Below are 26,425 nucleotides of genomic sequence, written 5' to 3' on the forward strand. Positions count from 1 at the left end.
GCTTTCTTTTAATGTCCATAAATCAAAAAAACAATTAATTTGTTCATCAGAATTCATATTAGATATATCATAAAATTCATCCGCTGAAAAAAATTCTTTTGCTAATTTAAGAGCCTCTATCTCTGAAATCTTTTCTATATCAATACCCACATTAAAATTAGCAGTAGTACAAACCACCCATTCTCCTGAATGTGACAGATTAAAATGAAAGTCAGAAAAATTTTCAACAAAAGGTTTTCCATACTCATTATATTTAAATCTAATTTCTTCATTATTAATTTTATACTTTTGGCAGATTAGAGATCGGATTAGTAAATCCCCTATCAGGGTCCTATTAACGTCACATGAGTTTAATAAACGCTTCATTCGTTCTTTCTTCTCATTTGAAACCAAGTTACTAAGTTGCTTAAACAAATGACTTTCAATATTCTTTGGTATTTTCACAGCTTGAATGTGTATGATAAATCACTTCCTTTTTAAAAAGATGGCTTCATATATGTGCGTTACATAAATTCAAATTAACTTTATTAAATTGCAAATACAATAGAAAAGGTGCATATTTACATATCAATGAAAATATGCACCTTTCCTCAATAATATCATCAAAGCATTAGTTTCTATTACAAAAAATAGAGAGGATTTACATCATTCTATGAGCAACTCATATAGGTTTCTATGTCTCTATCAAGTAAATTTTCCATTATCCTCTTAAAAATTAATACTCTTGATATATTCATTATTGCCTACACTTTATTTGCAGTTATTGGTCTCCCCTTTTCATTCATAGCGTTGCATCTTTTGCACTCTCTACTTTTCAGTTAATGAAAGGGATGTTTCTTTTATCCCTTCAAATTCATTTAATAGGTACTTAGCTATCTTTTCAACTGCGGGGAAGTCTACTATTTCCTCATGTGATCCAGGGACTGAATACCTATTTACTCTTCCTTTTAATAAAGGTCCCCAATCTGTAAACAACTCTTTTCCTTCCTCAGCACTAAAGTAGATAACTTCTCCAAAGTATGGTATCAAATCATCCTCTGCCATTAAGTTCAGGCATTTCCTATGAGCATTGATAACTTGCTTCAAATTCATAAGATTTGCATCAGGCGGGAGTACTCCTTCCATAATTAATCGCTCCACAAGCATATCTTGCTTATGAACGAGCCCTTCTTCCTGCTCAGTAAGATCTCTAGGAATGAAATGTTCAGATATATATGAGAGCATATCCTCCCTTGTTTTACGATCTTGCTCTGAAGGTACTTTAGTATCCATTAGTATCAACAACTCAACTTCCTCACCTTGATTCTTTAGCACAGTTGCGATTTCATAAGCAATTGCACCGCCTAAAGACCATCCTCCAAGACGATATGGGCCTTCTGGCTGAACACGTTTGATTTCTTCAATGTAAAGTTGAATTAGTTCCGGCAAGGTCAATTCATCAATTTCTTCCTTTTCTATAAGAGGATTCTGTAAACCATAAAATGAACAATGGTTCTTAAGTAATCTTGCTAGTTGAATATAACAGAATACATTCCCCATAAACGGATGAACACAGAAGAAAGGGCTTTTTTCTGATTCTTGTAGTGGAACTAGCGCTGCTACTGATTTCGTCATATCATGCTTATCACGAATAAGGCATGCGATTCCTTCCAATGTTGGATTCTTAATCAATGTTGAAACCTTAATCTCTTTTCCAAACTTCTCCCTAATTTTTGAAACTAATTTAATTACAAGGAGAGAGTGTCCTCCTCTATTAAAGAAATCATCATTTACATAGACATCTTCTATCTGTAACACATCCTGCCAGATTTTAATCAACTGATATTCAATTTCATCCCTTGGAATGATTGGTGTAGAGAAGTTATTTTCTCTATGAATAGTTAAATTGTTCAATGCCTTTCGATCAACTTTGCCATTCGTTGTAAGAGGAATCTCGTCTACCTTAATAAAGTGTGCGGGAACCATATAATTTGGTACTTGTGTCTTGAGATACTCACGCCACTCATGCATACTACCATCTCCAACTACATAAGCAACCAATCTCTGCTCTCCTAATTTATCCTCTGTTGCCAAAACTACTGCTTCTTTTACCAATGGATGCCTCTCTATACTCGCTTCAATCTCTTCAAGTTCAATACGAAAGCCCCTAATTTTCACTTGATTATCAATTCTTCTCAAGTAATCTAAATTACCATCAGGTAAATAACGAACCAAATCTCCCGTACGATATAAACGCTCTTCTTCATTAAATGGATGACAGATGAATCGCTCTGCTGTTAATTCTGGGCGATTCAAGTATTCTCTCGCTATACCTGCACCCCCAATATATAGCTCACCTGTTACACCAACTGGAACAGGTAACAAATTTTTATCCAATACATAAGTTTGAACGTTTGGCAACGGACGTCCAATTGTTACTCTCTTACTATCTTTTTTGATATGATAGCATGTTGCATCAACCGTACATTCTGTAGGACCGTATACGTTATAAAAATCAATCTTTTCAGTCTCTACTAGCTGTTCCCATAATGACGGCATGATTGCTTCACCACCGACCAATATCTTGCTTGGTACATGAACATCAGCACTTATTTCTAGCAATCCTCCATCTATTAGTAATTCAAGTAATGAAGGTGTCATATCAAACATTTCCAATTTATTCTCCCTAATATAGGACACAAATTGTTCTGGATTAGTGCGAACTTCACTTGGAATAATATATAAACTTGAACCATAAAGCAGCATTTGTAATTGCTGAATAGATACATCAAAGGCAATTGATGCATTCAAACCAACGCGCATATTACTAGGTATCTCATGTGAGAAAACTTCTTTTTGTAAACCATATGATAGGTTTATTACAGAATGGTGCTGTACTAAAGCTCCCTTTGGATTCCCTGTCGAACCAGAAGTGTAGATAACATACGCTAAGTTTTCCCCTGTTACCTCACATATTGGTGAAAGTTTGCTTTCTTGAGAAAGCATTGCTTGGTCCCTATCTAGGCAAACTGTCTTAATGTCTTTAGGAATCCAGCCTAGTAATACTTCATTTGTAACTAACACTTTAATTCCTGTGTCTTCTAAAATATATTGTAGGCGGCTTTCCGGATTCGATGGATCTAATGGAACATAGGCTGCTCCGGCCTTCCAAATTCCCATGAGACCAACAACCATCTCAACTGAACGCTCAAAGCAAAGGCCAACTAATGACTCTGTCCCAATTCCACATTTCTGTAAATGATGGGCTAATTGGTTAGCTCTTTCATTCAGCTCTCGATATGTTAGTTGCTGTTTTTCATCTACCACTGCCAACGCGTCAGGCGTACGATTTACTTGCTCTTCGAATAGTTGATGGATTGCATTCTCACGTGGATAGGATATAGTATTATTATTCCATTCTTCCAATAGCTTTCTTTGTTCAGCTTCCGTAATATATACTAGCTCCGATAGATTTTGATCAATGTTTTTGAGCATTTGCATTAACACTTTGTGTAAATGACCCAGCATTCGTTCAATGGTTACTCTATTAAACTTACTACGGTCATACATTAACTTTAACGATAACTGGATTCCTGGAACTACAGCTAACCCTAATGGGTAGTGGGTTTGTTCTACCCCTTCCAATTCACCAATTTCCAGATTTTCTGAAGACTCCTCTTTCACTGGATAATTTTCAAACACATATAAACTATTGAACAGCGGTATTCCTCTAGGAACTTCACTCCACCCCTGAATCTCTGTCAAAGAAGCATACTCATATTGTCTTCTTTCTATCTCTTCCTCTTGTATCTTCTGCAACCAATCTATTAATTTTATATCATCCATCAATTGAATTCGCGTCGGTGACGTTGTAATGAAAGGACCTACGATGTTTTCAACATCAATAATCTCCGTAGAACGCCCTGAGCTTGTTACACCAAAAACAATGTCATTTTCTCCACTATATCGGCTCATGAGATATGCCCATGCACCTTGAATTACTGTACTCAAAGTAAGTTTATTGCGTTTCGCCCATCCTTGTAACGCTTGAGTCTGCTCTTCTGATAAATACGTAACCTTCTCTGTGTAACCTTTTTCTTCCTCTTTACTTTCTAAGCCCAGCAAAGTTGGCGCAGTAAAACCTTTTAGCTTCTCTCTCCAGAATTGTTCCGCCTGCTCCTTATCTTGCTCTCTTAACCATTGGATATATTTCTTATATGGTGAGGACTTAGGTAACTTCACAGCTTCTCCATTCATTCTCTTCTGATAGACTGTAAGTAATTCATTAAATACTAATGGTAAACTCCATCCATCCAGTAAAATATGGTGATGGGTCCAAACAATCCGATATTCTTCCTCACCTTCTTGAATGACTGTTACCCGCATCAATGGTGCTTCATCAAATTGGAAGGCTTGTTTTCGATCTAATGCCAAAAAGACTTTTCTTTTTTCCTCTATCTCTTCACTTGTCATTGTACGCCAGTCTTCTTTATTCACTTTAAATGGGATATTTTCATACACCACTTGTACAGGTTCTTCAATTTCGTCCCATACAAATGCTGTACGAAAAATTTCATGCCGCTGAATTACAGATTTCCACGCCTGCTCAAATGTAGGAATATTCATTTTTCCTCGAATCATAAAACTCAATTGCACTATATACGGTGCAACATGTTCATCCCCTTGGTCATGCAATGTGTGGAAAATCATACCTTCTTGCAAAGGTGATAGTGGATATAAATCAGTAATCTGATTGTTCTTTCCGCGATGCATTTTGTTTAGTACATTTGTCAAACCTTCTTGGCTAAGATTAGCCATTGCAAAATCCGAAATGGTCAGTGCAGATTCTCTATCTGAAAATTGAATCAATGTACTCAGTTGATATAGCATATTCTGTGCAATACTTTGAATCGTTGATTTGGCAAATTGTCCAACATTGTATACCCAAGTGAATTGAAGTTTTCCATCCGTTACAACCCCAATTACATCAATTACATGCGATCGCTTGGAACCGGCAGCATGATCTAAACGCTTAAATTCGTTCTCCGGAATAAACATTGCATCGCTAGAAAACATTTGGTCAAATTGTCCAAGATAGTTAAAACTAATAGACGGTGTATATTGGGAGCTTAATTGCTCACACATTGTTGCGTTCATGTAACGCAACACCCCATAATCAACACCCTTATTAGGAATTTTGCGAACTTGTTCTTTAACTGCTTTTAATGCTTCAATTGGCGTATTAGCACTAGTAATATTTAAATGAACTGGGTAAATACTTGTAAACCATCCCACAGTTCTCGATAAATCAACATCTTCAATAATCTCTTCTCGACCATGTCCCTCTAAATCTACGCTCAATATCGGCTGCCCCGTACATGCTGCCGTAGCTTGTACTAATGCTGCTAATAATACTTCATTGATTTGGACACGGTGAGTGCTTAAAGTCTCTTGCAATAACATACGGGTCTCATTCTCATTTAACACCACAGTAATTTCCTCAGTTACTGCGCTTACTGGATTACTTATAGTACCATCTACCGGCAATTTAACTACGTCTTGTTCAGCCTGCTCCTCCCAGTAATGTAGCACTTCTTTTGATAGGCCAGTTTCAGCGTAATGATGTAATTTCTCCGACCATTCTTTAAAAGATGTACTCTTCATAGGTAATTGAATTTTCTGCCCTTGGACTACTTGCGTATATGCTGTTTGCAAATCTTCCAATAAAATTCGCCAAGAAACACCATCCACGGCTAAATGATGAATTGTCCAAAATAATCGGCCAGCGTGCTCACCTTCATCAAAATACACCATTCTCATTAGCGGACCATCATGTAAATTCAAACTTTCTTGTGCAATATTAATCTCTTTTTGAATAACCTGATGCCAATCAGCTTCCGGCACTTCGTCTAATGAAATGACAGTAAGCATCAATTGTTCTTCTATTCCTTCATTCCACTGTTTCCAAACCCCATTAGGTAAACGTTCATATCTTAAACGCAGAGCATCATGATGAAGTAGAAGGTTACCTGCCGCCTTTTCCAGTGATCCTATGTCCAATTTCTCTTTCGTTCTAAAGAACATGGATTGATTCCAATGATGTGGGTTAGGATGATTTTGTGCAAAAAACCTTTGCTGAATAGGTGTAAGTATCGTCTCTCCAGTTATAATTCCCTGTTCAGCTTGTACACCTTGTTCTTCTTTGACTACTTGCGCCAACTCAGCAATTGTTTGGTGTTCAAATATTTGTTTTGGTGTCAATTGTAAACCAACTTGCTTCGCGCGCGAGACAATCTGAATGCTAAGAATTGAATCTCCACCAATTTCAAAGAAGTTATCATTCATACCAATACGTTTTGAACCTAGCACACGTTCCCAAATGATAGAAAGCTTATGTTCACGTTCATTTCTTGGGGCCACGTATCCTTCTTGTGTTCCTTGATAATCTGGTATAGGTAACGATTTCCGATCAATCTTTCCATTTATGGTTAGCGGTAATTCTTTCATTTCGACAAAGTAGGAAGGTATCATATGGATTGGCAGTTTTGTTTTAAGATACTCTCGCCATTCTTCTAAACTGCCTTCGCCCACTACATAAGCTACCAGCCTCTTATCTCCCGACTGATTTTCCCTAACCATTACAACTGCCTCTTTTACTAAGTCATGCTCTTGTAAAGTCGACTCAATCTCTCCAAGTTCAATTCGAAATCCTCTAATCTTCACTTGATTATCCATTCTTCCTAAGTAGTCTATATTACCATCAGGAAGATATCTCACTAGATCACCTGTTCTATATAACCTCTCGCCTTCTTTGAATGGATGAGAAATAAATCGTTCGGATGTTAACTCTGGACGATTCAAGTACCCCCTTGCTAGACCTGCTCCTCCGATATAAAGTTCCCCCATTACACCAACTGGAACTGGCAACCTATTTCTATCTAATACATAAGTTTGGATGTTAGGCAATGGACGTCCAATTGTTACTCTCTTACTACCTTTCTTGATATGATAGCATGTTGCATCAACCGTACATTCTGTAGGACCATATACATTATAAAACTGGATTTTATCAGTCTCTACTAGCTGTTCCCATAATGACGGCATAATTGCTTCACCACCAACCAGTACCTTACTTGGAACATGAACGCCATCGCACGTTTCTAACAATCCGACATCTATAATTAATTGAAGCAATGAAGGTGTTATATCAAAGATTTCTAACTTGTTCTCCCTAATATAAGCTACAAACTGCTCCGGATCACTTCGTACTTCGCTTGGAATAATATACAAACTTGAACCATAAAGCAGCATTTGTAATTGCTGGATAGATGCATCAAAGGCAATTGACGCATTTAAACCGACATGCATGTTAGATGGTATCTCATGTTCGAAAACCTCTTTTTGTAAACCATACGACAAGTTTAGTACAGAATGATGCTGTATCGAGACACCCTTTGGATTCCCCGTTGATCCTGAAGTATAGATAACATACGCTAAGTCTTCTCCTGTTACTTCACATTTTGGTGAAAGAATGCTTTCTTGTGAAATCATTATTTGATCCCTGTCTAGACAAACTATCTTGATTTCTTTAGGTATCCAATCTTCCAATGACTCGTTCGTAACTAATACTTGAATTCCAGTGTCCTCCAAAATATATCGTAGGCGACTTTCTGGATATGATGGATCCAATGGAACATAGGCTGCTCCAGCCTTCCAGATCCCCATAATACTAACAATCATCTCAACTGAACGCTCAAAGCAAATTCCAACTAATGATTCAGTCCCAATCCCACATTGCTGAAGATAGTGGGCCAATTGATTAGCTTTTTCATTCAGCTCTCGATATGTTAACTGCTGTTTTTCATCTACCACTGCTACCGCATCAGGTGTACGATTTACTCGCTCTTCAAACAGCTGATGAATCGTACTTTCCTGTGGATATGCTACAGTATTATTATTCCACTCCTCCAACTGTTTTTGCTGTAATCCTGATAATATAGGCAACTTAGCTAATGATTTATCAGGATTCTCCACGATTACATTCAACCAGTTCCCAAAATGTTCAGCCATGGATTCAATAGTTAAGCTGTCAAATAAATCAGTTCTATAAACAAAAGTAAGTAATAAACCCTCTTCCACTTCTGCAGCAGTTAAACTTAAATCAAACTTAGCGATCGGAGCATTACTTTCCATTACTTCTATATTTCTTCCATGTAGTTCTGGTAGCTTCTGTCCCGTATTTTGCAAAGTAAACATGGTTTGAAAAATCGGAGAATGGCTTGTATTTCGTTCAGGTTGGATAACCTCTACAATTTTCTCAAACGGAACATCTTGATACTCATACGCCTTCAATGCTTTTATCCGTACTTGAGATAACAACTCTTGAAATGCCGGTGCATTACTTAAATCAGCTCGATAAACCAAAGTGTTGACAAAGAAACCAATTAGCCCCTCAATTTCTCGATAATTTCGATTTGCAATTGGGCTACCAACAATAATATCCGTTTGTCCCGTATAACGAGCAAGGAAACTTTGATACGATGCCAATAAGGTCATGAAAAGTGTGGCCCCTTCTTGACGACTTAGTTCGTTTAATTTATCCAGTAATGAGCGTGACAACAAAACATTATGAGTTAATCCATGATGGGTTTGCACTGGCGGACGCGGACGATCCATTGGCAACATTAAGACTGGTAACTCACCAGATAATTCTTCCTTCCAATATGCAAGCTGTTGATATAGTACTTCATCTTTCAACCAGTCTCTTTGCCACTGAGCAAAATCGGCATATTGAACTGGTAGTGGTTGCAGCTCTGCTTGTTTTTCACCAATCGCATTCTCATAAAATGCCATCCATTCTTGAAGCAAGATTTCCATCGACCACCCATCCGAGATAATATGATGCATATTACACAGAAGAACCCATTCTTCTTCTGAAATTCTTATGAGTTTCCCACGGAATAATGGCCCTTGTTCTAAATCAAATGGAGATTCGACTTCAGTTTGAATCCATTGCTCCAACTTTCTTTCTCGCTCCTCTAATGAAAGCTTAGTTAAGTCCATTTGCAGAAGCGGACGGAAAACGTACGGTTGAATCTGCTGCACAGGATGGCCATCCTCTTCATAAAATACAGTCCGCAAAGATTCATGACGCTCTATCAACTGATTCCATCCCAACTCCAATGCCTCAGGTAACCAATTCCCTGTAAGACGGCATACCATTGGCATATTATAAAGTGCACTATTAGGTGCAAATTGATCAATAAACCATAAGCGCTGTTGGGCATAAGATAGTGGAATATTATTTCCACGTTCCATCGGCACCAATGGTGGAATTTCTCGTTTTTCATTCCCCTTACGTAACTGATCCATTCGTTTCGCTAATGCCTCGATCGTTGAATATTCGAACAGTTCACGTACTGGCAATTTGATTTGAAAGACTTCCTGTAAGCGTGAGACCACTTGTGTAGCAAGTAGAGAGTGACCACCAAGCTCAAAGAAAGAATCCTGAACACCAATGTCTCCTATTCCTAGCACTTGACTCCACACTGAAGCGATAAGTTCTTCCAGCGGAGTTCTTGGGTATACAGTATTTTCAGCGGATTGTTCACTAAGTATAGGCAATGCCTTCAAATCAAGTTTTCCATTCGGTGTAAGTGGTAAAAATTCCATCTCAATAAAGTTTGTTGGAACCATGTAATTTGGTAAATGTGTTTGTAGATGTTCTCGCCATTCATGGACACTTCCTTCACCAACTACATAAGCTACTAATCTCTTATCACCTTGATTATCCTCTCGTACCAATACAACTGCTTCTTTCACAGAAGAATGTGCCTGCAAAACAGCTTCTATTTCTCCCAATTCAATCCGGAAACCACGAATTTTTACTTGGTCATCTATACGTCCATGGAACTGGAGATTACCATCAGAAAGATAACTTGCTTTGTCTCCTGTATAATAGAGACGTTCTCCTGACTTGAAAGGATGTGGAATAAATTTTTCCTTTGTAAGATCCGGACGATTAGCATATCCACGTGCAAGACTCTTCCCTCCAATATAGAGATCTCCAATTACGCCAATTGGTACTAGCTGAAGATGAGAATCTAACACATAAACTTCTGTATTTGCAATCGGTCGACCAATCGATGGCGTACCTGTTGTCACTCCTACAGGTACATAACAATCTGTGGTAACAACGGTATTTTCCGATGGACCATACTGATTAATTACCGCAAAAGGAATATCGTTAGATGGGTACTGCGTTAATTGATCCCCACCAGTAATGATAAAACGAAGATCCGTTTTATCTGGCCAAGATAATTTCAAGAGCCTTTCCAGAATAGGCGTAGGTGCAAAGCTAGCTGTTATTCGTGAATCAATGAGCCAGTCCCTTAGTGCTTCTGGATTAATTCTCAGTTCCTCTGTTGACAAGTAGAGTGCTGCGCCAGCAGTTAGATACGGCCAGATCTCCTGGACAGCCGAATCAAAAGCAACCCCTGCAATCTGAGTCGCACGATCCTCTGCTGAAATATGATAAACTTCCTGATGCCAAGAAACCATATTCATTAATGAGCGATATTCAACCATTACACCCTTCGGTTTTCCTGTAGAACCAGAGGTATAAACAATATAGGCTAAGTTCTCTGGATTTATTTGACGTGTAGGTGCGATTACGCTTTCCACCGTTAATTCTTCTAACCTCACCATTTCGACGTGTGCGAAATGTCCGTCTTGTCCTTCCGCCGTCACTACAAATTGAATTCCTGCATCTTCAATCATGTATTCTAACCTTGATTTTGGATACAACGGATCTAAAACGACATAAGCTCCACCAGCTTTTAAAATGCCTAGTAAACTTACCATCAGCTCAGCTGATCTCGGAAGATAAACCCCTACCACTGACTCTGGGGCTACTCCCTTTCGCTGTAAAACATTTGCCAACTGATTTGCTTGTGTATCCAATTCACCATAAGTCCACTGTTTTGTTTGATCAACTATCGCAATCGCATCAGGACGCCTTGCTACTTGCTCCTCAAATTTGTCGCAAATAAGACCCTGATGAGACATTTCCATTACAGTGTCATTCCATGTTTCTAATAACAAAGTACGCTCGGTTTCTGATAGCATGCTCAGGTCATGCAACGGATTTTGTGGGCGATGAGAAACTTCATGTAGCCATTTCTCAAAGTGTCCTGCCATCCGTTCAATAGTAGTAGCATTGAATAAATCCTTATTGTACTCAAAAGTAAAAAGTAATCCCTCTTCCGTCTCAACTGCCATTACACTTAAATCAAACTTTGCAATTGGACTATGGCTTTCTATCATTTCAATACTTCTACTAGATAACACCGGTAACTCTTGTTTCATATTTTGCAAGATGAACATAGTCTGGAAAATTGGCGAATGACTTGTACTTCGCTCCGGTTGCACAACTTCTACAATTTTTTCAAATGGAATATCTTGATATTCATACGCCTTCAATGCCTTTTGACGAACCTGATACAGTACATCTTGAAATGTCGGTCTACCACTCAAATTAGCTCGATAAACCAGCGTGTTAACGAAGAAACCAATTAGTCCTTCAATTTCTCTATAATTCCGATTCGCAATTGGGCTTCCGACCAGAATATCTTCTTGTCCCGTATAACGAGATAGAAAGCTTTGATATGCAGCTAAAAGCGTCATGAAGAGCGTAGCCCCTTCTTTTCGACTAAGTTCATTCAATTTATCATGTAGCGTGCTTGGCAGAACCATAGTGTATGTCGACCCGTGATGAGTTTGTATTGCGGGACGCGGGCGATCCACAGGAAGTTGGAGTACAGGAAGCTCCCCAGACAATTCTTCCCTCCAATATTGGAGTTGTTGATCAAGCACCTCCTCCTTTAACCATCCTTTTTGCCACTGAGCAAAGTCGGCATATTGAACCGGTAATGGTTCAAGTTCCGCTACCTTTCCATCCGTTGCTTTCTCATAAAATGCCATCCATTCTTCAAGTAGGATTCCCATTGACCATCCATCTGAAATGATATGATGTAGAGTACAAAGGAGTATCCATTCTTCCTCTCCCACGTGCAAAATACTTGTCCTGATTAATGGACCCTCTGTTAAATCAAATGGTACTTCTGTTTCTTGTTGAATTAAACGTTTAACTTCTTCTTCTTGATCTTCAGAAGAAAGCATAGTTAAATCCGTTTTCGGAATTGATTGAAAAGCATACGGTTCAATTTGCTGTACGGGTTGACCATTCACCTCTTGAAAGACCGTCCGCAGTGATTCATGACGTTCTATTAGTTGATTCCATCCCGTTTCCAATGCTTCAAGTAGCCAATTCCCTGTAAGACGGCATACCATTGGCATATTGTAAAGGGCACTATTAGGTGTAAATTGATCAATAAACCATAAACGTTGTTGGGCATAAGATAGTGGAATAGCTTCTCCTCGTTTCATTGGTATTAGTGGCGGAATCTCTCGTTTTTTATCTCCTTTACGTAACTGTTCTAATCGCTTTGCCAGTGACTCCACCGTTGTATATTCAAATAGTTCACGTACTGGTAATTCGATTTGAAAAATTCTCTGTAAACGTGACACTACTTGAGTAGCTAGTAGTGAATGACCACCGATTTCAAAAAAGGAATCCTGAACACTAATATTTTTTATTCCTAACACTTGGCTCCAAACGGAAACGATGAGCTCCTCCACTGGTGTTCGTGATGAAGTAATATCTTCACTTATGAACTGTTCTTCTAATTCCAATAATGCTTTCCGATTCACTTTACCATTTGGAGTGAGTGGCATACCTTCAATTTGGAAAAAGTATGCCGGAACCATATAATGTGGTAATTGCTTCTTGAGATATTCACGCCATTCTCCAGCATCCCCTTCACCCACTACATAAGCTACTAACTGCTTATCTCCTGGTCGTTCTTCCTTCACCAACACGACTGCCTCTTTTACAGATGAGTGATCATGTAAAGCTGCTTCAATTTCTCCCAATTCAATTCGGAATCCTCTAATTTTAACTTGGTTATCTATTCTTCCAATATATTCTAAGTTACGATCATTCATATATCTCACCAAGTCACCCGTTCGATATAATCGTTCCCCGTCCTTAAAAGGATGCGGAATAAAACGTTCAGTAGTTAAATCCGGTCGATTGAAGTAGCCACGTGCCAATCCTACTCCTCCAAGGTAAAGTTCCCCTGCCACACCAATCGGGACCACTTGTTGATATTGATCTAACACATACAACTCTGTATTATCAATTGGACGACCAATCGGAATAATCATTGCTTCTTTTTCTAAATCACAATCGTAATAAGTCACATCCACAGTCGCTTCAGTAGGACCATACAAGTTAATTAACTTTGTTTGCTGAACATTGTAAAAGATCCCCTTAAACCGGCGAACATGCTCAGTGTTTAACGCTTCTCCACTAGTAAAAACTTGAATTAAAGACGATACATCCCTTTTCGAATTATATAGTTCCATATAATCTAAGAAAGTAGATAACATCGACGGAACAAAGTGTATGGTGGACACGCGATATCGTTCAATATACTCCTCAATCACCGCAGGATCTTTCTCTCCTCCTGGTGGAAGTAAACAAACACGTGCTCCTACAAATGACCACCAAAATAATTCCCATACAGAAACATCAAATGAAAACGGTGTCTTTTGTAGGATTGTATCCTCCTCGGACAATGGGTATTTTTTCTGCATCCACTGTAGGCGGTTGATAACGGAATGATGTTCAATCATTACCCCCTTTGGATTTCCCGTCGAACCCGAAGTGTATATAATATAGGCCAAGTTATTTGCTGTTACTCCACTTACCGGAGCTAAATTACTCTCTTTAGAAATCATCACTTGATCCCGGTCTAAACAAATTGCTTGAATATCTTTAGGTAACCAGTCCTGTAGTGCCTCTTTTGTTAACAGCACTTGAATTTGTGAATTCTCCAAAATATATCTCAGGCGGTTTTCAGGATAACTTGGGTCCAGTGGGACATAAGCCCCACCTGCCTTCAAAATCCCAAAGAGACCGATAATCATATCAGGAGAACGTTCAATACATATACCAACCAATGATTCAGGTCCGATACCTCGTTTTTGTAGAAAATGTGCCAATTGATTCGATTTTTCATTTAGTTCTTGATACGTTAGCTTTCCACCCTCATAAACTACCGCCACTGCGTCAGGTGTCCGTGCAACTTGCTGCTCAAATAGCTCATGAATCATACAATCATGACCATAAACTACGTCCGTATCATTCCATTCTTCTAGGAGTTGTTTTTGCTCAGTATCCGATAACATTGACAGCTTTGTATATGATTCATCTGGATGATACGTGATTTCATTTAGCCAGTTCTCAAAATGTCCTGCCATACGTGCAATGGTACTACTATCAAATAAATCCGTGTTGTATTCAAATGAGACGAATAGACCTTCTTCCACTTCATAGGCAGTTAAGCTCAAATCAAATTTAGCAATAGACATATTACTTTCTACCATTTCAATACTTCTATCAGGCAAATCTAGTCGTTCTTGTTTTATATTCTGTAGCGTAAACATGGTCTGAAATATAGGAGAATGACTCATGCTTCGTTCAGGTTGCACAGCTTCTACCACTTTTTCAAATGGTATATCTTGATATTCGTAAGCTTTTAACGCCTTTTTCTTTGTTTGGTTCAAAATCTCCCGAAAAGTAGGGGTGCCACTCAAATCTGATCGATAAACCAACGTATTAACAAAGAAACCAATTAATCCTTCTACTCCCTTATGGTTCCGATTTGCAATCGGGCTACCAACTAGAATATCTTTTTGTCCCGTATAACGAGCAAGAAAGCTCTGGTATGCGGCCATTAAAGTCATAAATAAAGTAGATCCTTCTTGTCGACTTATATCCTTCAATTGACTGAGCAATTTATAAGGAAAAATCACATGATGCGCAGCCCCAGAGTAAGTCTGCTTAACCGGTCGAGGTCGATCCACTGGCAGTTGTAAGATAGGAAGCTCACCAGACAATTCTTCCTGCCAATACGTAAGCTGACGATTTAGCACATCACCTTGCAACCACCCCTTTTGCCACTTCGCAAAGTCTGCATATTGAATAGATAATGAACTTAATTTAGCAGGATTTCCGCCCGTTTCTTCTTCATAGAAAGCAAGGAATTCATTCATGAATATACCAATGGACCAAGCATCAGAAATAATATGATGCATCGTACACAGTAATAACCATTCATCCTTCTCTAATTGAACAAGCTGATTACGAATTAAAGGACCATTCATTAAATCAAATGGTTCTTGCGCTTCTCTCGCAATTAAACTATCTACCTCTTTTTCTTTTACTTCTAGAGGAAGTTGAGAGTAATCCCTTACAGGTAATGCTCTAGGAAGGAATTCGACAATTTGTTGCACAGGCTGTTCTCCTATTTCTTTAAAAACAGTTCGTAATGATTCATGACGTTCAATGAGTCGATTGAATCCCTTCTCTAATGCTTCAGGTATCCAATTTCCTTTTAGATGCCATACGGTTGGAATATTATATAAAGAACTGTTTGGGTTAAATCTGTCCATAAACCACAAACGTTGTTGTGCATAAGACAACGGGAGTGCTTCTTTATTCTCCTTTTTTTGCATTTGCTTCTGAAGCCATGCTCTCTTCTCAGGAGAAAGTGAACTCAGCTTTGCAAGTAAATCACTTCTCATTTTTTTACCCCTTCCTCAATCAAATTACTCTCAAATATCCCTTGTGCTTCTTCCTCTGATAACTCTTCTAATTGCTTAAGCAGTTCCAGTAATTCTTCATCATTACTCACTTCTGCTTCTTTTTGAATATAATCTTGAAGGCTTATATTCTCCTTACTATCATTCTGCATTTCTTGATTTTTGTTATCGAGCAATTGATCAATCTGTTCTGCCAATTGCTGCACCGTATGAAACATAAATAAATCATGCAATGGTATCTCGATTCCAAAAGCCTCTTTAAGATTGGAAACAGCTTGCGTAGCAAGTAATGAATGTCCACCAATTTCAAAAAACGAATCTTGAATTCCGATGTTTTCCATGCCTAAAACTTCATGCCATATCGAAACAATTGTTTTTTCCGTAGACGTACGAGGAGCAATATAACAACTCGCTATCTCCTGCTTCTCTGGTGCTGGTAAAGCCTTCCTATCAATTTTTCCATTAGGAGTGAGTGGAAATGCATTTAATCCAACAAAATAGGATGGAATCATATAATTTGGTAGTTGGTCCTTGAGATAATCACGCCACTTTTGAGAATCACCGTCTCCTACAACATAGGCAATCAAACGTGGATCGCCAGGATAATCTTCCCGCACCATCACAATAGCTTCGTTAACTAATGTATGCTTTTGTAATACCGCTTCGATTTCTCCTAGTTCAATCCGGAACCCACGAATTTTCACCTGATGATCAATTCGTCCAACATACTCCAAATTTCCATCCGGCAAATACCTTACTAGATCTCCAGTCCGGTATACTCGCTCGTCTTCTTTAAACGGATGCGGTATAAATCGATTTTTCGTTAAGTCAGGGCGTTTTAAATATCCACGTGCTAACCCTGATCCACCAATGTACAACTCACCAACTACACCAATTGGAACCATTTTTTGTTCAGCACTCAATACATATACTTCTGTATTGAAGATTGGTTTACCAATTGGTGGTACCCTATGCATGACACCCTTTTCTAATTCCAGATACGTGGAATACGTAGTATCTTCAGACGGTCCATATAAGTTGAACACCTTCTCAATCGTACTTCTCTCGTATAAATCTTGAACAAGCGGATATGGTAACGGTTCTCCAGCCAAATTCATTACCTTTACTGAAGAAGGAATTGTTTTTGCTCGAACCAGTTCCTTTGCTGCCGATGGCACAGTATTAACCAAAGTCACACCTTTGGTAGACAACTTGTCTAGATGTAGAGCATTTTCAGCGACAATCACCTTACCACCCATCGTTAAGGGAACAAATACTTCAAAAACGGATAAATCAAAAGATAGTGAAGTTGAAGCTAATACTCCCGCTAATTCCTTTCGAGAATACGTATGATGCGCCCAATGAATCATTGTTACTGTATTCCTGTGCTCAATCATTACTCCCTTTGGATTTCCCGTGGAACCTGAAGTATAGATAATATAGGCTAAGTTATCACCCGTCACTTCACTCGTGCATACCGTAGTAACTTCTTGTTCTATTTCTGCTCGATTACGATCAATACAAATGACGTTAACGAATGTAGGTATAACCATTTTTTGTTGTAACTTTTCCTGTGTCACCAGTACCTTTATTTGAGCATCTTCTAAAATGTACTGCAGTCGACTTTCCGGATACGCTGGATCAATTGGGACATATGCTCCTCCCGCCTTCATAATTCCTAAGAGACCGACAATCATCTCGGATGAACGTGTAACGCAAATCCCAACCAATGTTTCGCATGTTACACCATTTTTTTGTAAATAATGTGCCAACTGATTCGAGCGTTCGTCCAACTCTCGATATGTTAGTTCTTCATCTTCGCACACTACTGCAATTGCTTCTGGTGTTTTTTCCACTTGTTCTTCAAACATTGTATGAATCGTACTATCTTCTATATCTATAACGGCTGATTCATTCCATTCCTCTAGTAGTTGCTTATATTCCACTTTCGATAACATATTCAATTCTGATAATAAACATTTTGGATAAGAGGCAATTTGATTTAACCAATGTTCAAAATGATTTACCATACGTTTAATGGTTGTATCATTAAACAAATCAGTATTATATTCAAAGGTTAGTGATAATCCTTCTTCCGTCTCAGAAGCAAATAAACTCAAATCAAATTTGGCAACAGAAACATGGCTTTCCATGAGTTCCATTTGTCTTTCGGATAGCTGAAGAAACTCTTGTTTCGTATTCTGTAAAGTAAACATAGTTTGGAATATTGGTGAATGACTTGTATTCCGTTCAGGTTTTACGGATTCTACCACTTTCTCAAATGGGATGTCCTGATACTCGTATGCTTTTAGTGCTTTTTTTCTTATCTGCGACAATAGTTCTTGGAACGTCGGATTTCCACTGAAATCAGCTCGATAAACTAACGTATTTGCAAAGAATCCTATTAATCCCTCAATCTCTTTCACATTTCGATTAGCGATGGGGCTTCCAACTATAATGTCGTCCTGTCCTGTATAACGAGAAAGGAAGCTTTGATACGCTGCCATCAATGTCATAAATAAAGTGCATCCTTCTTGCAAACTTAAATCTTTGAGCTTTTCCTGTAAGGAATTCGCCACTATTAAGGACTGACTTGCACCACGATGGGTTTGAACTGCAGGTCGAGGACGATCCATCGGTAATTGTAAAACCGGTAGTTCCCCAGATAATTCTTCCTTCCAATATTGAAGATGCTGATTCAAACTCTCCTCTTTTTGCCATTCCTTCTGCCACATAACAAAATCTGCATATTGGATAGATAACTCCTTCAATTCCACTGGTTTTCCGGTTAGTGCTCCTTCATAAAAAGCCATCCATTCTTCAAGTAAGATTCCCATTGACCATCCATCTGAAATAATATGATGCATCGTACAAATGAGAACCCATTCTTCCCTGTCCACTTTCAATATTCGTGTTCGAATCAGAGGACCTTGTCCAAAATGAAATGGTTCCTCCGCCTCGTTTTGAATAAGGCGTTTCATTTCTCTTTCCCTATCTTCCAAAGAAAGATCTGTTAGATTCGTTTGAGGAATATGCCTGAACACATGAGATTGAACTTGTTGAAAAGGTTCACCCTCTTGTTCTAGAATTGTCGTCCTTAATGATTCATGACGCTCCAACAATTGATTCCATCCGACCTCCAATGCTTCAATTGACCATTCACCTGTTAAGCGACACGCTGCATGGATATTGTACATAGCACTATTTGGCATTAATTGATCAATAAACCATAGACGTTTCTGCGCATAGGAAAGTGGGATAACTTCTTCTCGTTTCATAGGTACAAGAGGAGCAACCTCTCGTTTTTTATCTTCTTTTCGTAACTGATCCACTCGTTTCGCCAATGCTTCCACTGTATCGTGCTTGAAAAGTTCACGTAATGGAATTTTAATTTGGAACAGTTCTTGCAATCGAGAGACAATTTGAGTAGCAAGTAGTGAGTGCCCACCACGTTCAAAGAAGGAATCCTGAATGCCAATATTTTCTGTTCCTAATACTTGACTCCAAACCGAGGCAATAAGCTCTTCCGATGGCGTCCGAGGTAGCACATTTAAATCTTCAATAGCTTGCTCATCAGGTGCTGGCAAGGCCTTTCGGTCAATTTTCCCATTTGGAGTAAGCGGGAAGTGTTCTAACTCTATAAAGTGCGCTGGAATCATATGATTCGGTAATTGTTTTTGTAAATACTCTCTCCACTCCTCGGTATTTCCATCGCTTATTACATATGCAACCAATCGTTGATCACCTGGACGATCTTCTCTAACTAATACGACAGCCTCTTTAATAAACGAACATTTTTCTAAAGTCGCTTCAATTTCTCCTAATTCAATCCTAAAACCACGCATTTTGACTTGGTGGTCCATTCTACCTATAAATTCTAAATTTCCATCAGTTAAATATCTTACTGAATCTCCTGTTCGATATAGTCGTTCCCCAAATCGATATGGATGCGAAACGAATTTTTCAGCAGTAAGATTCGGACGATTTAAGTATCCACGTGCTAAACCAGCACCACCAATATATAACTCACCCTCAATTCCTATTGATTGCAAGCGTTGATTTTGGTCTAATACATATAATTGCGTGTTCTGTATTGGCTGCCCAATAGAAACAAATTCTTGATTAGGCTGAATATTAAATGCATTCACATAAATAGTGGCTTCAGTTGGTCCATAAAAGTTGGTTAATTTCACTTGTCCACTATAATTCCATTTCTGTTGAAATCGTCTAACCAACCCTGAACTTAGTTCTTCTCCACCAGAAAATACATGGCGTACGGACGAACAATTCATGTTCAATTCAATATGATTGAAGTGGTCTAAGAAAACAGATAACATCGAAGGTACAAATTGAACTATAGTAACCTGATGTTGTTTAATCACTTCAGCTATAATAGAAGGATCTTTTTCTCCACCTGGAGGTAGGAAAGATACACTTGCACCAACGTGAATGCCCCAAAACAATTCCCAAACAGAGACATCAAATGAGAATGGCGTTTTCTGCAAGACCACATCCTTTTCAGAAAGCGGATATTTATGTTGCATCCATTCTAGATAATTAATTACTGAATGATGCTCAATCATTACTCCCTTTGGATTCCCTGTAGATCCTGAAGTATACATAACATACGCTAAATTTTCTCCTGTTACACCACTTATGCATGGGGTTGATTCTTCTTTTTCAATTGCAGTATAATCTTTATTCATACAAATCGTTTCTATTTTTTCAGATACAAACAAATTTTTAGAATTTTCTTCCGTCACTAGTACTTCGATTCCAGCATCCTCTAATATATATCGAAGTCGACTCTCTGGATAAGTAGGGTCAAGTGGAACATACGCTGCTCCTGATTTTAGAATACCTAATAACGCTATCATCATTTGTAATGAACGTTCCATATATACCCCAACTAGAGACTCTGGGCCTACACCATGCTTTTGTAGATAATGAGCTAGCTGATTTGCACGCTTCTCCAACTCTTTATAGGTAATTTGTTCATTTTCGTAACTAGCCGCGATTGCTTCCGGTGTTTTTTTAACTTGCTCCTCAAACATCGTATGAATCATGCCTTCAGCCGAATAATTAAATTGAGTATGATTCCATTCCTCTAGTAACTGTATCTGTTCTTCTTCTGTTAAATGAGTAATTTCAAATAGTTTTGAATCTAGGCTCTTCGTCATCTGAATTAATATTTGCAATAAGTGATTCTGAATCAGATTTATTGTTTCTTCATTAAAATAGCTTCGATCATACATCAACTTTAAAGTAATTTTCTTACCGGGCATTACAATGAGTGTTAAAGGATAATTTGTTTGTTCCGTGCTTGTAACATCTAGTAATCTTAAATCATCATTTCTCTCACCTTGAATTGGATAATTTTCAAACACATACAAGGTATGAAATAAGGAGCTATTTCGCGGAACCTCACTCCAGCCTTGAATATCTATCAACGAATTATACTCATACTGTCTTCGTTCCATTTCTTTCATTTGTATTTTACGAAGCCAATCTACTACTGATGTATTATCCGTTAATCGAATTCTGGTAGGTAATGTGTTAATAAATAGCCCCACCATATTCTCTGCTCCCATTAAATCAGTAGGACGTCCAGCGCTAGTTACGCCAAATACGACGTCACTGTCACCGCTATACCTACTCATCAAATAAGCCCATGCACCTTGTACTAACGTATTCAACGTTAATCGACTATTTCGTACCCACTCTTGTAACTTCTCAGTAAGTTTCTCAGATACTTGATAAACACACTCTCCATAGCCCTTCTCTTGTCCTTGATCCTTTCTTTCCATTGCTAATGGCGTAGGTGCATAGAACCCTTTTAATTCTTCTTTCCAAAATTCCTCTGCTTGACTTTGATCTTGTTTATTTATCCACTGGATATATTTTTTATAAGGAAGAGATTTAGGAAGAGTCAATAATTCTCCCTTTATCATCTTGAGATAAACTTCCATCACTTCACTAAAGACCAATGACACACTCCATCCATCTAGCAAAATATGATGATGTGTCCAAATAATTCTCGTTTCCTCTTTTGCTTCTTTAATCGCAGTGACTCTCATCAATGGTGCTTCATCCAATAAAAATCCTTTTCTACGATCTACATTCAAAAACTGTTGTAATTTCTTCAACCTTTCCTCATGTGGATAGGTGCTCCAATCCTCTTGATGAATAGTAAAAGGAAGACGTTGGTAAACCGCTTGTAGTGGCTTTTCTACTTCCTCCCATACAAATACTGAACGTAAAACCTCATGTCGATTAATAACATATTCCCAAGCCTTTTCAAAAGTATCAACATCCAATTGCCCCCCGAGCAAGAAACCTACTTGTACAATATAGGAAAAAGAATGTTCATCATCTTGATCGTATAAAGTATGAAACAGTATTCCTTTTTGCAAAGGTGATAAACCATATATATCAATAACGTCTCCCATTTTTACACCCTCTTCTTTGTTAATTTAAGTAATACTTTGCTCAAGCTTTCTTCCGTAAGATCCTCTGCATCAGCAAAATCTGATACCGTAAAAGCAGACTCTGTTGTTGGTTTATTTATAAGTTGACGAAGATGCCTCAACATACCATCTGCTATCACTTGAATTTTTAATTTAGAAAACTGTTCCCTACTATACATCCAAATAAAATGTAACTTTTCATCTTTCACCATTCCGATAACATCAATTAGATGAGATGGTTTGGAATCTGGAGCATGATCTAAAAATGTAAATCCTGTCTCTTGCATAAACAAAGAGTCCCTTGAAAACACCTGATCAAATTGGCCCAAATAGTTAAAGCTTATTGAAGGCTTTTGCTGATAAAACGGAAGTAATCCTTTATTCAAGTAACGTAAAATACCATAGTCAACTCCGCGATTTGGGATTCGACGCAATTGCTCTTTGACTGCCTTTAACCCTTCAATAGGTGTCTGAGTTCCTTGAAAATTGAGATGAACGGGATAAATACTCGTGAACCAGCCCACTGTCCTTGATAAATCAATACCTTCAATCATCTCTTCTCTCCCGTGTCCTTCTAGATGAATAGAAACGGTTTGCTGATTTGTACAATCGACGATAGCTTGTCCTAATGCCGTTAATAGTACCTCATCAATCCTTGTCTTATGAGTGACTAGAACTTCGTGAAACAATGCTTGTGTTTCTTCTATTCCTAAAGTCCTCGTCACTTGATCAATCGATTCTTCTGTCGTTTCTTGTATTGGATAGTCCATTGGAATTTTCATCGTTTCTTTTTCTACTTGTTCATTCCAATAATCCTTTACTTCTTTTGAAATACCCGAATCACTGTATGTCTGAAGTCGTTCAGACCATTCTTTAAAAGATGTACTTTTCGCAGGTAAGCGAATTTCTTGACCTTGTTTCATCTGGTTATATACCACCTGTAAATCTTCCAATAGAATCCTCCATGACACTCCATCTACTACTAAATGATGTATCACCCAGAATATTCGATCATTTTCAATCAAGTTATCTTCAAAGTACACTACTTTCATTAACGGACCAGTAATTAAATTGAAACTAGCTTGATGAATATTCATCTCTTCTTGTATTATTTTATTCCACTCTTTTTCATTAACTTGATTCCGTTTTACAACATGGAGTACTGACAGCTCATCAGTCCCTTCATTTCTCTGCCTCCACGTTCCGTTTGGTAACTGTTCGTACCGGAAACGTAAAGCATCATGATGTTTCAGTAAATTTAATATCGCTCCCTCTAGTAATTTCACATCCAATCTTTCTTTTACTCTTAAAAGCATTGATTGATTCCAATGCTCTGTATGTGGATGTTCTTGCTCGAAGAACCAGCACTGAATTGGAGTAAGAGGCACATCACCTATCACAATTCCCTGCTCCGCTTGTACTCCCTGCGTTTCTATAGCCACTTGTGCCAGCTCAGCGATAGTTGGGCATTCAAACATTTGCTTTGGAGTAAGTTTTAACCCCACTTGACTTGCTTGAGATATGATTTGAATACTGAGAATCGAGTCGCCACCAATTTCAAAGAAATTATCATAGATTCCCACCTTTTTAACACCTAATACTCTCTTCCAAATGGTAGTTAGTATCTGTTCGTTACTATTCCGAGGGCCAACACATTCACTATTAATCTGCGTTTCCTCCGGCATAGGTAAGGCCTCACGATCAACTTTACCGTTAGCTGTAAGTGGAATAGCTTCCATCGCCACAAATCCCGAAGGAACCATATAACTTGGTAGTTTCGCTTTAAGATACTCTCTCCACGCATCTACATTTCCATCTCCTACAACATATGCTACTAATCGTTTATCGCCTGGCTGATCTTCTCTTACAATTACAACTACCTCTTTTACATATGCATATGTATGTAAAGTAGACTCAATTTCCCCAATCTCAATTCGGAAACCACGTATTTTAACCTGATGATCAATTCTTCCACGATAATCTAGATTCCCATCTGGCAAATACCTCGCTAAGTCTCCTGTCCGGTATAATCTTGCTTTCAGATCACTACTAAATGGATGAGATATAAAACGCTCTGCTGTTAATTCAGGTCTATTTAAATACCCACGTGCAAGCCCTGCCCCGCCAATATAAAGTTCACCATCAACACCTATAGGAACAGGTTGTTGATAAGCGTCTAGTATATACACTTCTAAATCGGGAATCCGCTTTCCAATATTACTTCTTGAAGCCTGCTGCACATCATCTAAAGTAATTGGATAATATGTAACATGAACTGTAGTTTCTGTAATTCCATACATATTAATTAACTGTGGGTTTTTCTCCCCATACCTTTGAAACCACGGTAACAAGCTAGTAGGTTCTAACGCTTCTCCGCCAAATATGACATAACGCAGCTGCAAATTTTTATTCTTATCTTCTTGTTCACACACTTGTATTAATTGTCGAAATGCGGAAGGTGTCTGATTTAGAACTGTGACTTCTTCCTCCACCAATAATTGATAAAAATCCTTAGGTGATCGACTAATCCAGTACGGAACAACAACTAATTTTCCACCATATAATAATGCTCCCCAAATTTCCCATACTGAGAAATCAAATGCATACGAATGAAAAAGCGTCCAAGTATCTTTTTCATTAAACTGATACCAACAATCCGTCGATTTAAATAACCGAATGACATTGTGATGCTCTATCATAACGCCCTTTGGATTTCCCGTTGATCCCGAAGTATAGATTACATATGCCAGATTTTGGGGACCGACACTAGAAACCGGCAAAGTCTTACTTTCTTTCCCAATCTCATCTTGATCACGATCCAGGCAAATCGACTCAACATTTTCTGGTAACCAGTTCAATTCTTTTAAACTTTCTTGCGTTACGAATAACTGAATGCTAGCATCTTCTAAAATATATTGAAGTCGTTGCTCTGGATATGTTGGATCAAGTGGGACATAAGCCCCACCAGCCTTCAAAATCCCTAAAATACCTACAATCATCTCGTGGGAACGTTCAACGCACAGTCCAACTAAAGTATCAGGTCCTACTCCTTTTTTCTGCAGATAATGAGCTAACTGGTTTGCACGTTCATTAAGCTCCTTATAAGTAATTTTTTCTTTTTCATACGTAACTGCAATAGCATTTGGATAAATCATCGCTTGCCGTTCGAACATTTCATGAATAGTTGCTTGAGGCGGGACATCCAGTTTAGGATTGTTGAACTCAACTAAACTTTTTCTTTTATCTTCCTCAGAAATGATTTCTATTTCAGCAACCTTCTGCTTTGGGTTTTCAAAAATATTTTCCAGTATCACTAGCATAACGTTAAAGAATCGTTCTATCTCTTCCTTAGAAAATAGCTCCTCACGATAATCAATATGTACATGTAAAGAGTCTATATCAATTAGATTTTCAATATGCACTGCAAAATCTTGTACTTCTTCACGGTTTGGAATCCATAGTGAGTCACCACTTTCATCACGATCCCTATAATCAATCGTAGTTCCGAAAAGTCTCACATTACTGTTACTCTCTTTATTAATCTGCTTTAATAACAAATCAAATGGATATTTCTGGTGTCTTAATGATTTACTTTGTTTTCTGGACACCCTACTAATAAATGAAAGTACTTCTTCTTCTGGATCAATATCCATTCTTAAAGGAACTGTACTCACCATCATTCCAATCAATTTTCGTTCCATTTTAGTCATACGGTTGCCGTAAGCCATTCCTAAACCAATATCAAGCGATGAGGTCCACCGATACATGGACAACGAGAAAGCAGCAACAAAAAGAGTATATAAACTAATTTTGTAATCTTCAGAAAATTTTTCTATCTTTCTCTTCAAATGTTCCGTTAATATAAACGTCTCACGTGATGCTTTGGTACTAACTTGGTACGTATTATAAGGCTTCAACCCGGTCACAGATGGCAGTGTTTTAAATTCCTCTAACCAGAATTTTTGATCTTTTTGAAAACGACTACTATTCAAGTATGTTTGTTCATTAGTCAGAAATTGAACATATGAATTTTTAATTTCGCCTTCCTCATTCTCGTTATGCATGTCATAATAATATTTTGCAATCTGCTCAGTAAATATTTGAATTGATAAACCATCCATAATAATATGATGAACATTTCCAAAGACCGCACATTCATTATCGTTTAATTTTATTAAAGCGAAATAGTATAAATTCGAATTAAATAATGTAAACGTTTCTTTTGTTTTCTGCTCAATCCATTCCTCAAG

General features: G+C 38.0%; 4 protein-coding genes. All 4 read right to left on the bottom strand.

Annotated elements, in window-relative coordinates; translation table 11 throughout:
* On the bottom strand, window positions 1–444 hold a 444-nt coding region (locus ABWK52_RS17850), incomplete at its 3' end, for a 4'-phosphopantetheinyl transferase family protein (RefSeq protein WP_438825464.1).
* A 363-nt stretch (window positions 445–807) separates the two neighbouring features.
* Window positions 808–15,690, bottom strand: coding sequence for a non-ribosomal peptide synthetase (locus tag ABWK52_RS17855; protein ID WP_098204783.1), 14,883 nt, complete (start codon window positions 15,688–15,690; stop codon window positions 808–810).
* Complete coding sequence (locus tag ABWK52_RS17860; RefSeq protein ID WP_353772048.1) at window positions 15,687–22,157, bottom strand: amino acid adenylation domain-containing protein; 6,471 nt, start codon at window positions 22,155–22,157, stop codon at window positions 15,687–15,689. The genes ABWK52_RS17855 and ABWK52_RS17860 overlap by 4 nt, the downstream gene beginning before the upstream one ends.
* A gap of 2 nt (window positions 22,158–22,159) precedes the next feature.
* On the bottom strand, window positions 22,160–26,425 hold a 4,266-nt coding region (locus tag ABWK52_RS17865), incomplete at its 5' end, for an amino acid adenylation domain-containing protein (RefSeq protein ID WP_353772049.1).

This window comes from Bacillus sp. AP50 (genome assembly GCF_040492675.1).
Lineage (GTDB): Bacteria > Bacillota > Bacilli > Bacillales > Bacillaceae_G > Bacillus_A > Bacillus_A cereus.

Coding starts and splice junctions, on each gene's coding strand:
- ABWK52_RS17860 (WP_353772048.1), bottom strand. CDS start 22,157: ATGGGAGACGTTATTGATATATATGGTTTATCACCTTTGCAAAAAGGA.
- ABWK52_RS17855 (WP_098204783.1), bottom strand. CDS start 15,690: ATGAGAAGTGATTTACTTGCAAAGCTGAGTTCACTTTCTCCTGAGAAG.